Raw genomic sequence first — 12,638 nt, forward strand, 5'->3', positions numbered from 1 at the left:
ACGCCGATCGCGAACTCCCAGCATGAGAGAGGTCCGCAGTGACCCTGTTCCACGAGGACGATACGCCAATAGTCTTGCCACGGCGACGCGTGTCGCGGGCAACCCAAGCCGGTATCTGGGCATTGGCGATTGCGCTGGTCGTGCTCTTGATCATCACTTTTCTTCCCACCTCGTATGTGATCCAGCGCCCGGGGCCGGTGTACAACACTCTGGGAACAGCGACTTCCGCGGACGGCGAGGAAGTTCCCTTGATCTCTGTCGAGGGGGCCGACACCTATCCGACGGACGGCGCGCTCGATCTGCTCACTGTGCAAGTCGTCGGAAATCGGGAGCGCACACCGTCGTGGGTGGAGCTTGCCTTCGCGTGGGCGGACGAGACCAAAGCGGTATTGCCCATCGACAGTGTCTTTCCAGAGGGCACCACCACCGAGGAGCGCAACGAAGAGAGTGCCGCGATGATGGTCGATTCGCAGCAGGAAGCGACGGCGGCTGCGCTCAGCGAGCTCGGTTTCGACGTCGGCGCTGCACTGACTGTGCACTCGTTCGTCGACGGATCAGCGGCCGAAGGTGTGCTTGAGGTCGGCGACGTCATTCTCGAGGGCGATGGCACCGTGGTGACCGATGCCACATCGCTGCGGGCGGTCATCAACGCAGCCGAGGGCGCTGCGGTGAGCCTTCTGATCGAGCGGGACGGCGAGCAGCAGAGTGTCGAGATCACGCCGAAGGAGACCGAGATCGATGGCGAGTCGACCTGGCTGATCGGCGTCACTCTCACCACGGCCTACGACTTTCCGATCGACGTGACGATCCAACTCAACAACGTCGGCGGACCGAGTGCGGGAATGATGTTCGCGCTCGGCATCATCGATGTGCTGAGCTCCGAAGAGCTCACCGGTGGCGAGATCGTGGCGGGAACAGGCACGATTACGGCAGCAGGCGAGGTGGGACCCATCGGCGGGATCCGCCAGAAGCTCTGGGGCGCTCTCGATGCCGGGGCGTCTTACTTTCTGGCACCCATCGACAACTGCGATGAAGTGGTTGACCATGTGCCCGACGGACTGCAGGTGTTTTCGGTGGAGACGCTAGACGACGCGCTGACAGCGCTCGAGACGGTCACCAGCGGAGGCGACGACGCAGCGCTGCCCACGTGCGAGTGACGAGAGTCACGGCCGTTGTCCAGGTGACCGCGACCTTCCCGTTACCGATGAATGCTTAGGATGGCATAGTGACCACGACCTCAGCGCCGGCACCGGCCACACCTTCCCGCTCTCGACGTGTAGTCGGTATTTCCCTTGCGATCCTCTCCGGACTAGTGGTGGCGTTCTTTACGTTCGCCAACTTCTACGCCGAGTGGCTCTGGTACGACCAGCTTGGTTTCGACTCCGTTCTCATCACCCAGTGGATCGCGCGATCGCTGATGTTCGTCATCGGCTTCGTCGGCATGGCTGTGCCCGTGTGGCTGGCGATCCAGCTTGCCTATCGCCTGCGGCCGGTATACGCCCGACTGAGCTCACAACTCGACCGCTACCAAGAGGTCGTCGAACCGCTGCGCCGCCTGGGCATGTGGGGCATTCCGGTGTTCTTCGGGTTCTTCGCCGGCTTCGCAGCCTCTGCCCAGTGGGAAACCACGTGGCTTTGGCTCAACGGTGTCGCGACGACGACAACCGATCCGCAATTCAACCTCGACACGGGTTTCTACCTGTTCGCCCTGCCGTTCTACTCGGCGCTTGTCGCGTTCATCTCCGCTGTGCTGATGATCTCCCTGCTTGTCACGGTGCTCGTCGCTTACCTCTATGGCTCGGTACGAGTCGGGCAGCGCGAACTGCGTATTTCGAAGGCTGCGCGTATTCAGCTGGCCATCATCGCGGGTCTCTACCTGCTGGTGCAGGCTGTCAGCCTCTGGCTTGACCGCTACAAGACGCTCACCGAACCCGGCGACCGCATCACCGGTCCGGGCTATACCGGCGTCAATGCGATCATCCCCGGTCAAGAGATTCTCGCGGTCATCGCGATCATCGTTGCCATTCTCTTCTTTGTGACCGCCGTGATCGGACGCTGGCGCTATCCGCTCGTGGCGACAGCGCTGCTCGTTGTCGCTTCGCTCGTGATCGGCCTCGGCTACCCCTGGGTGGTCAACACCTTCCAGGTGCAGCCGAACCGATTCACGCTTGAGCAGGAGTACTACCAGCGCAACGTCGACATGACGCAGGAAGCGTACGGCGTGGATGGGCTAGAAAAGGCCGACTTCCAAGCTGAGACGGATGCTGCCGCGGGCCAGCTGCGTGAAGACGCCGCAACGACGGCGCAGATCCGCATCATGGACCCGGCAATCATCTCGCCGACCGTGCGCCAGCTCGAGCAGTACCGTTCCTACTACCAGTTCCAGGACCCGCTCGATGTGGACCGCTACGAGATCGATGGTCAGTCGCAAGACACCGTCGTGTCGGTACGCGAGTTGAACCTCGAGCAGCTTGGAACCGCCGCTGACTGGCTCAACTCGGCCACGGTTTACACCCACGGCTACGGCCTCGTTGCGGCGAAAGGCAACGACCGCACTACCGAGGGAGACCCCGTGTTCCTCGAGCGCGGTATCCCAGCGCAGGGCTTCTTGTCAGATTCTGAAGACTTCCAGCCGCGCGTGTACTTCGGCGAGTACTCGCCCGAGTACTCGATCGTCGGTGCGCCAGAGGGATCCGAGCCCGCGGAGCTCGACTATCCGTCGGGTGAAGATGGTGCCGGCGAGACCAAGACCACCTTTGAGGGTGATGGTGGCCCGAGCCTTGGGGGAGTCTTCAACCGACTCATCTACGCACTGAAGTTCCAGGCCGAGCAGATTCTGTTCTCAGACTCGGTGAACGAAGACTCACAGATTCTCTATGACCGCGACCCGAGCCTGCGCGTGCAGAAGGTTGCGCCGTACCTGACGCTCGACAATGACCCCTATCCCAGCGTGGTGGATGGTCGTATCGTGTGGATCGTCGACGGCTACACCCTCAGTGCGAACTACCCGTATTCGTCAACGGTGAGCTTGGCCGCCGCAATCTCGGATTCATCGAACCCGTCGCCGAGCTTCGCCTTGGACGACATCAACTACATCCGCAACTCGGTGAAGGCGACCGTTGATGCGTATGACGGCTCGGTGACGCTGTATGCGTGGGACGACGAAGATCCTGTTCTTCAGACTTGGCAGAACGTCTACCCGACCACGATCGAGCCCATCAGTGAGATGTCTGCTGATCTGATCAGCCACGTTCGCTACCCCACAGACCTCTTCAAGGTTCAGCGCAGCGTGCTTGGCACCTATCACGTTGATGACGCGCGTTCGTTCTATCAGAGCGACAACCGGTGGGAGACGCCCAACGACCCACAGGTCGACACGCAGCTGCAGCCGCCGTACTACCTGACGATGCAAATGCCTGGTCAGGAGGAGCCGACGTACTCGATGTTCACGTCGTTCATCCCGGCGACCACGAGCGGCGATGCGCGAAACGTGCTCATGGGCTACCTCGCGGTTGACTCAAATGCGGGCGCGGTGGCAGGTGAGAAGGGCGATGACTACGGAAAGCTGCGAATGCTGGTCATCGATGCCGACACCACGGTTCCCGGCCCGGGTCAGGTTCAGAACACATTCGACGCTGACCCGTTCGTCTCGTCACAGATCAACCTGCTCAAGCAGGGCCAGTCTGACGTGCTGAACGGAAACCTGCTCACGCTTCCGGTGGGTGGCGGTCTGCTCTATGTGCAGCCAGTATTCGTTCAGTCGTCGGGTGCGACCAAGCTTCCGACTCTTCAGAAGGTGCTGGTCTCGTTCGGCACCGACATCGCGTTCGAGAACACCCTCAGCGAGGGTCTCGACGCGCTCTTCGGTGGCGATTCGGGCGCCGACGCGGGTGACGGTGATGTGCAGCCCGAGCCTGACGTCGATGGCAGTGAAGTTGATCCGGAGCCTGACACGGCTGAACCCGACGATTCTTCAGGTGGCGTAGTCCTGACTGACGAATATCAGTCAGCGCTCGATGACGCTCAGCAGGCAATGCTTGATCGAGACGCAGCGCTGTCAGCTGGCGATCTCACCGCATTCGCGGAGGCCGATGAGCGCCTCTCGGCAGCTGTCGAAGACCTCATTCGACTGGGTGTGCAGCAGTAACTGACACAAGAGAACGGCCCGGTTCGAAAGAACCGGGCCGTTCTGTATATGTGCCTAAGCGGTCAGCATCCAATACCAGATCAGCAACAGCGTGACGATGAACCCGGCAAACTGATTGATCCACAAGAACCGGCCCCACCCACGTGTGGCGGAATGTGCGGTGGCGTCGGTGATGTCGCGATACGGCCACACCGCAGCCAGGTAGGGCAAGGCGACCAGTGCTGCAAGTGGTCCGGGCCACGAGGTGGCCAGCATCAGGACCCCCGCGCCGGCGTAGCATGCGAGCGCGAACCGCACCGTCCACCGTGCGCCGCGTGCCGTAGCGATCGATGCGATATCGGCTTCGCGGTCGGCCATCACGTCTTGTACTGCACCGAAAGCGTGCGAGGCCACGCCCCACAACCCGAACGCGGCGATGATCACCGTCAGCTGCCATGTCCATGTCGCACCCGTCAGCACGAGGGCATAGACGGCCGGTGAGAAGAAGTGGATGCTGCTGGTCACGGAATCGGCGAACGGCCGCTCCTTCAACCGCAGCGGTGGCGCGCTGTAGAACACGACGAAGAACATGCTGGCGGCCAGTACCAGCCAGGAGGCAGGGGAGCCCGCCCAGACCAGGTAGATCAGGAAGGGCGCACACAGCAGTCCCGCTGTCCACAGTGTGATGCTGTGCATCCGAGTATCGAGCACGGCGCCGTGCGCTCCGCCCTTGCGCGGATTGCGCAAATCGGATTCGTAGTCGAAGACATCGTTGATGCCGTACATCGCGAGGTTGTAGGGCACGAGAAAGAACAGGGTTCCAACAATAAACGTGAGATCGATCTCGCGCGTCGTGAGAAGGTACGCGGCCGCGAAGGGATACGCGGTGTTTATCCAACTCACCGGTCGAGATGACACAAAGAGCTGGTTGACGACGGTGGCGGTGCTCATGCGCACGGGCGCTGTCATTCCGGCATCCTTTCGGCAGGGGATCGCCGCAGCAGCACAAATACAGCTGGCACGAGAAACGCGGCGCACACAGAGTATGAGAAGTCTTCGATGGGTGCCAGGCCTATGAAAATCCCACTCAAGTGTTGGGCGGGATAAACCACCAGGTCGGAGGCGATCATGAGATTGTCGAAGATCGCAGTGAGCACACATATGAACGCAGCCGCCAGAGCCGAAGCGAGCATGCGCTTGCGAAAGTTCGGCCTGATCGCGCTCAATAGCGTCACCATGATCGTAATCACAGCGAACGGCACGATGATCAGCGGGTAGGTCACGGGCTCTTCGCTCCGCCTTGCCGGACTTGCGGGCCGCGAGCTGCGGGGCGGTCGAGCAAGCGCATCGTGGCGGACCACACCACGAGGCTGAGGTAACTCAAGAACGTAAGAAAGAAGACCTCTTCGAGCGGAAGGTGCGGGGCGAGATCGAGACCTAGGAACAGGGGGCTGTCGCCCTTTACAAACACCCCAGTCACGATACCCACCGCATCCCAGCTGAGAAAGAACGCGACACCGACCGCAACCGCAGCGAGCGTTGCGACCGCGTCGCGCCACAGCGCCAGGCGAAACCTCGCGTCCAAGATGGCGATGCCCGTCGCTGATATGAGGATGGCCGCCATGTACAGTCCAGGCATTGCTAGACCCGGGTGGGCTCGGCAACGGGACCAGCGGTGCGGTCACCGCGCAGTCGCTTGACGACGAGTTCGGCAGAGATCAGGCACATGGGCAGTCCAATACCGGGAAGAGCTGATCCGCCGGCGAAACTGAGTCCTTGAAGCTTGCGCGAGGCGTTTCGAGGTCGGAAGATCGCGCTCTGTCCGAGAGTGTGAGCCAGCCCCAGCGAGTTGCCCCGCCACGAATTCAAGTTCGAGGCAAAGTCTCCGGGGGCAACCGTGCGTCGCAGCACCACCCGGTCCTTCAGATCCGGGATATTGCACCACTCGCTGATTTGGTCGATCACGGCATCACCGGCAGCTTCCACGCGTGGATCTCCCTCGCCGTCGACACCGCCGTGGCCGATCTCGGGATCAGCGGGGATCGGAACGAGCACGAAGAGATTCTCATGGCCAGCAGGAGCTACGCCTTCGTCGGTTGCGCTCGGCTTGCAGATGTAAAGCGACGCGGGGTCAGGGATTTTGGCGTTCGCACCAAAGATGTCGTCGAAATTGCTGCGCCACGCGTCTGCGAAGAGAAGGGTGTGGTGTGCCAGCTCTGGCAGCTCACCCTCGACGCCGAGCATGAGCAAGAGTGCTCCCGGGCTCGGAGTCTTCTTCGCCCACCACTTTTCAGGGTAGGTCTGCTGGTGGGGCGGCAGCAGCTCGGTTTCAGAGTGATGCAGGTCTGCTGTTGACACCACCAGATCAGCCGCGATCGTGGTGCCGTTCTCAAGCACGACTCCGGTTGCGCGACCCCCAGCGGTTGCGATGCGCGCAACCCGCGAGCCGGTCTGGATTTCCACTCCCTGTGCGCACGCGAGCCGTTCGATGGCGCGGATGACCTCGATGAAACCGCCGCGCGGGTATAGCACACCCTCATTGAGATCGAGGTGGCTCATCAGGTGATAAAGACTCGGCAGATCGTACGGCGAGCCGCCAAGAAAAACGGCTGGATACTCAAGAATCTGTCGCAGGCGTGGGTCGTGGAAGTCTCGCTCGACGCGTGATGCCAGTGAGCGAGTCAGCAACCCCGTCAGCTGTGGCAGCCGCCGCAGGATCACAGGATCGCGCAGACCGGCGGTGCCTTCGTACGTGTCATACAAGAATTGCGACACAGAGAGCTGGTAGGCATCTTGCGCCGAGTCGAGGTACGTGTTCAGGAGGTCACCAGCGCCCGGCTCAACGCTCTCGAACAGCGCTGTGGCAGCCTCTCTGCCCGAGCGCACATCGAGCGGCTTGAGCTCGGTTGCAGGGTCGGAGTACACGCGGTAGGCAGGATCAAGCGGGATCAAGTCCAGTTCGGCAGCTGCGCTGGTGCCGAGCAGTGTGAAGAAATGCTCGAAGACCTCAGGCATCAGATACCAGCTAGGGCCGGTGTCGAACCGAAAGCCATCGCTGTCCCATGAACCGGCTCGTCCACCGACGTCGTCGAGAGCTTCGACGAGTCGCACAGACAGCCCCTCTGCGGCGAGCAGGGCGGCTGTTGCCAGACCCGAGATGCCCCCACCGATGACCACAGCCGTGCGCGGCGTGCGAATTCGTTCGTTGCTCATGAGCGAACCTCCTTTGGGGGCATGCCGAGCCACGCGCGGCCGGCCAGTGCCGCCTTGACTGGGTTGGGCACTCTTACTCGTGCGTCGGCGCCGTCGTTGGCACGCAGCCGAGCCGAAAGCTCGGCGAACAAGTCGTGGGCAGCCGTCACGGCACGCCGGCAATCCCTCGGAAGCTGCGGAATCGTCGCAGCCGCGGCCCTGAGATCATCGTCGATGCGATCAAGAACTGCCGTGCGGCTGACTGTGCGCGCATCGACGCCCAAGTAGTCGCGCCCGAGGTCGGCTGAGTCATGTTCGAGATCCCGCAAGAAGTTGACGTCTTGAAATGCTGCTCCCAGGCGGCGCGCACCGTCGACAAGGTGTGGCGCTGGGGGAGAGGGGTGAGACTTGCCAGCGTTGGTGAAGACCTGCAAGCACATCAACCCGACCACTTCCGCAGAACCGTAGACATAGTCGTCGTGGGATGCGGCATCGTGCGATGAGACGTCGAGGTCAGTGCGCATCGACGCGAAGAACGGGGTGATCAGGTTTGCGCCGATCCCGCACTCGCGTGCGGTGGCAGCGAAAGCGTGCACGACAAGATTCGCGCTGAAACCGTGCTCGACCGCTCGCAGTGTGTCGGCCTCGAGCTCGTCCAAGATCACCCGAATCGTGTCGCTTGGCACCCCGGCGGCAGCGCAGGGCCCATCTACGACTTCGTCGGCGACTCGAACGAGCGCATAGATGTTTCTCACGTGGTGGCGCGCCCTCGGACCCAGCAAGCGACAGGCGAGAGCAAACGACGTCGAGTACTGAGAGATGACCGTTGCCGAAGCGGATTCGGCGACATGGTTGTAGAGCTCAAGACCGTCGTGAGCGGCGGCGATCGAATCATTCACGGGGTACGCCTTGCAATATCGTCTGCGAGCTGGCGGATCAGAGCGCCTGTCTCATTATTCAACGCAGGATGCTGCGAGAGCTCGCGCGCCGCGCGCAGCGCGTCGTTGAGCAAGGCGCTGACATCTTCTCGTGCGCCGCTCGCTTCCAACGCAACCTGCGCAGCTCTCACCGCGACAGGCCCGGTGTAGGCCTGGCTCAGCGCTTCGTCTACGCGTGGCCATGACGTACTTTCACGCGCGAGCGCCACCAGCGGGGTGCGCTTGGCTTCTCTGAGGTCGCTGCCTGCTTCTCGGCCAGCTTGGGCGGCGGTGCCGAACGCTCCGATGAGGTCGTCAACCAGTTGGAATGCGAGACCTAGCCGACCACCAGCCGCGTCGAGCACCTCGAGGGCTTCGGATGACGCCCCCGCGAGCAGCGCACCGGCACGCAATGGCGCGCTGAAGGTATACACCGCGGTCTTGTTGAATGTGGCCGTGAGTACGGCGTCGGGATCGTCTAAGCGATCACTCACGCTGTTTTCGACGTCGGCGAGCTCGCCTGCAGCAGATATGTAAATGGCATCGTCGAGGAGCGCGAACAGCGACTCGCGGTTTTCTACGCTGGTGTCGCTGAAGGCGATCAATCGCGTCGCCTCGTGCAGAAGCAGGTCGCCCGCGAGGATGGCCGCCGCATCTCCGAGCGTGGCAGCTCCGGCGCTGTCAGCCCCCAGTGCCTCGCCGCGCGCTCGGAACTCACCACTCACATTCGGTGTACCACGTCGCTCGATATCGTGATCGATCACATCGTCGTGTACGACGAACGCCGTGTGCAGCAATTCGAAAGCGGCTGCGGCCGCGCACGCGGCGGGCGGTAGCTCTGACTGGGTGCTGAAGGCTCGGTACGTGGCAGCGACCAGGGCGGGCCGAAGTCGCTTGCCGCCTGACGCCGCACGAGAAAGAGCGCCGCCAAGCAGTGCGAATGCGGGCCCGAGGGATGCAGTTCGAATCAGTATCCGCGATATCGATTCATCGATGGCCGCGTCTACGCTGGCATCACGCGGAAGGGCGTTCATGATGCTCGGGCGAGATCCGACGCGGGTCCGTTTCCGAACAGATGTAATTGCTGTGCCTGCAGAACGAGCCAGGGACTAAACGCCCACGGAGTTGACGCCAGCGAAGAGGCCAGATCTTCCGGGGCAACCCAGCGCATCTCTAGCACTTCATTGGGGTTTGGCGTGGGCTCGTTCGTGGCGCGAGCGGTGTAGACAGGACACAACTCGTTCTCGACGATGCCATTCGCATCCGTTGCCCGGTACTGAAACAGGGGCAGAGCAAGCTGCACGTCGGTCAGTTCGAGTCCGAGCTCGTTCTCCGCGTGTCTGTGAACGCCGGAGAGCACCGGCTCTGCCGGTCGAGGGTGCCCGCAGAAGGAGTTGGTCCATACTCCCGGCCAGGCCTTCTTTCCGAGTGCTCGCCGGGTGACGAGCAGCTGCCCCTTTTCGTTCAGCACGTGACAGGAGAACGCGAGATGCAAGGCTGTGTCGGTGCCGTGAACGCTGCTCTTGAGCGCGGTGCCGATCTGTCGCCGCTCTGCGTCGAGGAGTACAACGTGATCAACTTCGGTCATTCCGTCCTCCACGGTATTTTGCTAGTTTATCTAGTGAACTTGATCGTACAAGGGAAATGGGTGACCTGTCCACATGGCCGAACGCTGGATGCCTGCGTCTGATCACGACATGGTCGTGATGCGCACGCTACACGCCATTAGGGCGCTGAGCGATGCCATGGACCGCATGCATGGCGGCATGAAGGGCGAGATGGACATGAATATCACCGACCTTGCGACCCTTCGCATGCTGATCATCCGCGAGCAGCGCGAACAGGCGGTCAGCCCTCACGACATCGCCGAACACTTGCGAATCTCTTCGGCGTCGACGACGAAGCTTCTCGATCGACTTGTGGCATCCGGGTACGTTACCCGCCAACCGCATCCAAGCGATCGACGCTCGCGCGTGGTCGAACTGACTGACCGCTCTCGCCAGGAGTTCTTCACGCATTTCGGGGAGTATCTGCGGGTGATGCGTGATGTTGCTACCCCGTACTCCGAACAAGAACTCCAGGTCATCAGCCAGTTCATGGGGGAGCTCAGCGAAGCGATCGATCCCGCCTGAGAGCAACGAAAAAGGCGCCCCGTGACGGGACGCCTTCTTCTTTTTGTTGCGGGGACAGGATTTGAACCTGCGACCTCTGGGTTATGAGCCCAGCGAGCTACCGAACTGCTCCACCCCGCGGCACAAGAAGAGACTCTATCACGGAATCTGGAGCACGTCTAAACGGGGCCGGTAGCGGCAGCTCACTTGCCGATCCCAGGGGCACCCGCGAGGATGTCGCTATGTCCCACAACCGCCAAACGCCTTCGCCTGCCGTTGCCGTGGCACAGTTCTCTCCCATCGCAGATCGAGGTGCAAACCTCTCGGCAGTGGCAGACCTGGTGGCGGAGGCTGCCTCACGAGGCGCCGAGCTGGTGCTCTTTCCTGAGTACTCCAGCTATTTCATCGACCCGTTCGACGAATCCCTCGCCGCGAATGCAGAACCCATCGACGGTCCATTCACCACCGCGCTGGTGCGAATGGCTGAGCAGTACGGGATCGTTATCGCCGCCGGGCTGGTGGAGAGTGCCGCAGACAACGCGCACGTGCACAATACCGTGGTCGCGGTGAACGAGCATGGTGTCTTGGCGACTTACCGAAAACTACATCTCTACGATGCGTTCGGGCAGCGGGAATCAGACTGGATCGAACGTGGTGACATCGATATGCCTCAGGTGTTCGACGTCGCTGGAATACCCTGTGCGCTGATGACCTGCTACGACCTGCGGTTTCCCGAAGTTGCCCGCACTCTCGTAGACGCTGGCGCCGAGCTCGTGCTGGTTCCTGCGGAGTGGGTGCGCGGTCCTCTGAAAGAGCATCACTGGCGCACCTTGCTGCACGCACGCGCGATCGAGAACACGATCTTCATCGCGGCGTCCGATCATCCGCCACCACTCGGAGTCGGCCACTCGATGATTGTGGATCCGCAAGGCGTCGAGATTGCGGCCGCGGGCATCGCGACCGGGGTGGCCGTCGCCCATCTCGATCGTGGTGCGATCGAGCGAGTGCGCCGGGTGAACCCGGCGCTCGCTCTGCGGCGCTATACCGTGCTCCCGTTGGACTGAGCGTCAGAACGCCGCCGCGAGGCGTTGGGTGGCGGTCTCGATCACATCAAGGCGCTTGCAAGCGGCAAAGCGAATGAGTGTGCGGTACTCATGGCTGCGCGCGGAGGTGGTGAATGCAGTGAGCGGAATCGCGACGACACCAGCGCGCTCTGGCAGTTCGCGACAGAATGCTGCTCCGTCGATGACGCCCAGACCGGTGGCATCCGCCACCGTAAAATACGAGCCAGCCGGAGCCGAGACTTCAAACCCCGCCGCGGCCAAACCCGCGCCGAGCAGGTCGCGCTTTTGACGAAGTGACTGTCGAATGCCGGCGAAGTATGAGTCGGGAAGACTCAGTCCCACCGCAATCGCGGGCTGAAACGGCGCGCCGTTCGAGTAGGTGAGGTACTGCTTCACCGCCATCACCGCGTCAATCAAAGCGGCGGGGCCACAGATCCACCCGATCTTCCACCCCGTTGCCGAGAACGTCTTACCGGCAGAAGAGATGCTCAGCGTCCGCTTGCGCGCGTCGTGCGCGGTGGCGAGCGGCACGTGCGCGGCATCGAAGATCAGGTGTTCGTAAACCTCGTCGGTGATGATCCATGTGTCGTGCCGTTCGGCGAGCCGGACGATCTCGGCGCGGACGTCGGCGTCGAAGACCGATCCGGTGGGGTTGTGCGGATCGTTGACCAAGATCACACGTGTCTTGGCGGTGACGGCGCTGCGCAACTCATCAAGGTCGGGTTGGAAGGTGGGCCAGCGCAGTGGCACCGTGACCAGACGCGCTCCCGCGAGAGCCACCACTGCCGCATACGAGTCGTAGTACGGCTCGAAGACGACTACTTCGTCGTCTTCGCCCTCGATGAGAGCGAGCAGACTCGCTGCGAGCGCCTCGGTGGCCCCGGCGGTGACGAGCACCTCGGTGTCAGGATCTACCTTGAGGTCATAGAAACGTTGCTGATGCGAAGCGATCGCCTCGCGCAGCTGCGGTATGCCCCTACCCGGTGGGTATTGGTTTGCGCCTGATGCCATGGCCGAGTGAGCGGCCGCCAGCACCTCGTTGGGTGGATTCTCGTCAGGAAAACCTTGACCGAGATTGATTGCGCCCGTTTCGGCCGCAAGTGCTGACATCTCAGCGAAGATGGTTTCACGGGCCGCGCCATCAGCGTCAATCAGCCCAGCGCCGGCTGCGGTGCGGCGCCAGGCTCCAGATATCTCGTTCATCGTGTTTACGCTACTCGACAGGCTC

The 12,638-nt window shown here is 62.1% G+C and carries 12 protein-coding genes and 1 tRNA gene; 4 read left to right on the forward strand and 9 right to left on the reverse strand.

All coding sequences use genetic code 11. The annotated features are described in order from the left end of the window. The first annotated feature begins 38 nt into the window (after positions 1 to 38). Complete coding sequence (locus SJY18_RS00985; RefSeq protein ID WP_396668100.1) at positions 39 to 1,157, forward strand: PDZ domain-containing protein; 1,119 nt, start codon at positions 39 to 41, stop codon at positions 1,155 to 1,157. 68 nt (positions 1,158 to 1,225) lie between these two features. Continuing rightward, positions 1,226 to 4,147 carry a UPF0182 family protein gene (locus SJY18_RS00990; protein WP_396668101.1) on the forward strand — a complete coding sequence of 974 codons (2,922 nt, stop codon included), beginning with the start codon at positions 1,226 to 1,228 and terminating at the stop codon, positions 4,145 to 4,147. Positions 4,148 to 4,201: 54 nt separating this feature from the next. Here the strand turns inward: SJY18_RS00990 and SJY18_RS00995 are convergent, their stop codons facing one another. The 7 genes from SJY18_RS00995 to idi are packed head-to-tail and all read right to left on the reverse strand — an operon-like array spanning position 4,202 to position 9,823. Beyond that, positions 4,202 to 5,095, reverse strand: coding sequence for a prenyltransferase (locus tag SJY18_RS00995; protein ID WP_396668102.1), 894 nt, complete (start codon positions 5,093 to 5,095; stop codon positions 4,202 to 4,204). Further along, entirely contained in the window at positions 5,092 to 5,409 is a 318-nt protein-coding gene (locus tag SJY18_RS01000) for a lycopene cyclase domain-containing protein (protein WP_396668103.1), read from the reverse strand. Before SJY18_RS01000 ends, SJY18_RS00995 begins: the two co-directional genes overlap by 4 nt. Continuing rightward, entirely contained in the window at positions 5,406 to 5,765 is a 360-nt protein-coding gene (locus tag SJY18_RS01005) for a lycopene cyclase domain-containing protein (RefSeq protein ID WP_396668104.1), read from the reverse strand. The genes SJY18_RS01000 and SJY18_RS01005 overlap by 4 nt, the downstream gene beginning before the upstream one ends. A 2-nt stretch (positions 5,766 to 5,767) precedes the next feature. After that, complete coding sequence (gene crtI, locus SJY18_RS01010; RefSeq protein ID WP_337338221.1) at positions 5,768 to 7,339, reverse strand: phytoene desaturase family protein; 1,572 nt, start codon at positions 7,337 to 7,339, stop codon at positions 5,768 to 5,770. Further along, a complete protein-coding gene (locus SJY18_RS01015; RefSeq protein ID WP_396668105.1) occupies positions 7,336 to 8,217 on the reverse strand; it encodes a phytoene/squalene synthase family protein in 882 nt (293 codons plus the stop codon). The genes crtI and SJY18_RS01015 overlap by 4 nt, the downstream gene beginning before the upstream one ends. Beyond that, a complete protein-coding gene (locus SJY18_RS01020; protein WP_396668106.1) occupies positions 8,214 to 9,269 on the reverse strand; it encodes a polyprenyl synthetase family protein in 1,056 nt (351 codons plus the stop codon). Before SJY18_RS01020 ends, SJY18_RS01015 begins: the two co-directional genes overlap by 4 nt. Continuing rightward, on the reverse strand, positions 9,266 to 9,823 hold the full coding sequence (gene idi / locus SJY18_RS01025; protein ID WP_396668107.1) for an isopentenyl-diphosphate Delta-isomerase: 558 nt from the start codon (positions 9,821 to 9,823) through the stop codon (positions 9,266 to 9,268). Before idi ends, SJY18_RS01020 begins: the two co-directional genes overlap by 4 nt. 73 nt (positions 9,824 to 9,896) lie before the next feature. Between idi and SJY18_RS01030 the strand changes: the two genes are divergently transcribed. Next, a complete protein-coding gene (locus tag SJY18_RS01030) occupies positions 9,897 to 10,367 on the forward strand; it encodes a MarR family winged helix-turn-helix transcriptional regulator (protein WP_396668108.1) in 471 nt (156 codons plus the stop codon). 46 nt (positions 10,368 to 10,413) lie between these two features. On the opposite strand, the gene SJY18_RS01035 is transcribed toward SJY18_RS01030, so the two are convergent. Continuing rightward, positions 10,414 to 10,487 (reverse strand) — tRNA-Met (locus SJY18_RS01035). Positions 10,488 to 10,588: 101 nt separating this feature from the next. On the opposite strand from SJY18_RS01035, the gene SJY18_RS01040 reads away from it, so the two are divergent. Beyond that, positions 10,589 to 11,410, forward strand: coding sequence for a carbon-nitrogen hydrolase family protein (locus SJY18_RS01040; protein ID WP_396668109.1), 822 nt, complete (start codon positions 10,589 to 10,591; stop codon positions 11,408 to 11,410). Between the two features lie 3 nt (positions 11,411 to 11,413). Here SJY18_RS01040 and SJY18_RS01045 read toward each other — a convergent pair whose 3' ends face one another. Continuing rightward, complete coding sequence (locus tag SJY18_RS01045) at positions 11,414 to 12,613, reverse strand: aminotransferase class I/II-fold pyridoxal phosphate-dependent enzyme (protein ID WP_396668110.1); 1,200 nt, start codon at positions 12,611 to 12,613, stop codon at positions 11,414 to 11,416. Positions 12,614 to 12,638: the final 25 nt, after the last annotated feature.

Origin of the sequence: Microbacterium sp. R86528 (genome assembly GCF_044596335.1) — a bacterium.
Lineage (GTDB): Bacteria > Actinomycetota > Actinomycetes > Actinomycetales > Microbacteriaceae > Microbacterium > Microbacterium marmarense.

Bases quoted from the DNA above. Each gene is read 5' to 3' on its own strand.
- SJY18_RS00995 (WP_396668102.1), bottom strand. From the start codon at position 5,095: ATGACAGCGCCCGTGCGCATGAGCACCGCCACCGTCGTCAACCAGCTC.
- SJY18_RS01005 (WP_396668104.1), bottom strand. From the start codon at position 5,765: ATGCCTGGACTGTACATGGCGGCCATCCTCATATCAGCGACGGGCATC.
- crtI (WP_337338221.1), bottom strand. From the start codon at position 7,339: ATGAGCAACGAACGAATTCGCACGCCGCGCACGGCTGTGGTCATCGGT.
- SJY18_RS01020 (WP_396668106.1), bottom strand. From the start codon at position 9,269: ATGAACGCCCTTCCGCGTGATGCCAGCGTAGACGCGGCCATCGATGAA.
- idi (WP_396668107.1), bottom strand. From the start codon at position 9,823: ATGACCGAAGTTGATCACGTTGTACTCCTCGACGCAGAGCGGCGACAG.
- SJY18_RS01030 (WP_396668108.1), top strand. From the start codon at position 9,897: ATGGCCGAACGCTGGATGCCTGCGTCTGATCACGACATGGTCGTGATG.
- SJY18_RS01040 (WP_396668109.1), top strand. From the start codon at position 10,589: ATGTCCCACAACCGCCAAACGCCTTCGCCTGCCGTTGCCGTGGCACAG.
- SJY18_RS01045 (WP_396668110.1), bottom strand. From the start codon at position 12,613: ATGAACGAGATATCTGGAGCCTGGCGCCGCACCGCAGCCGGCGCTGGG.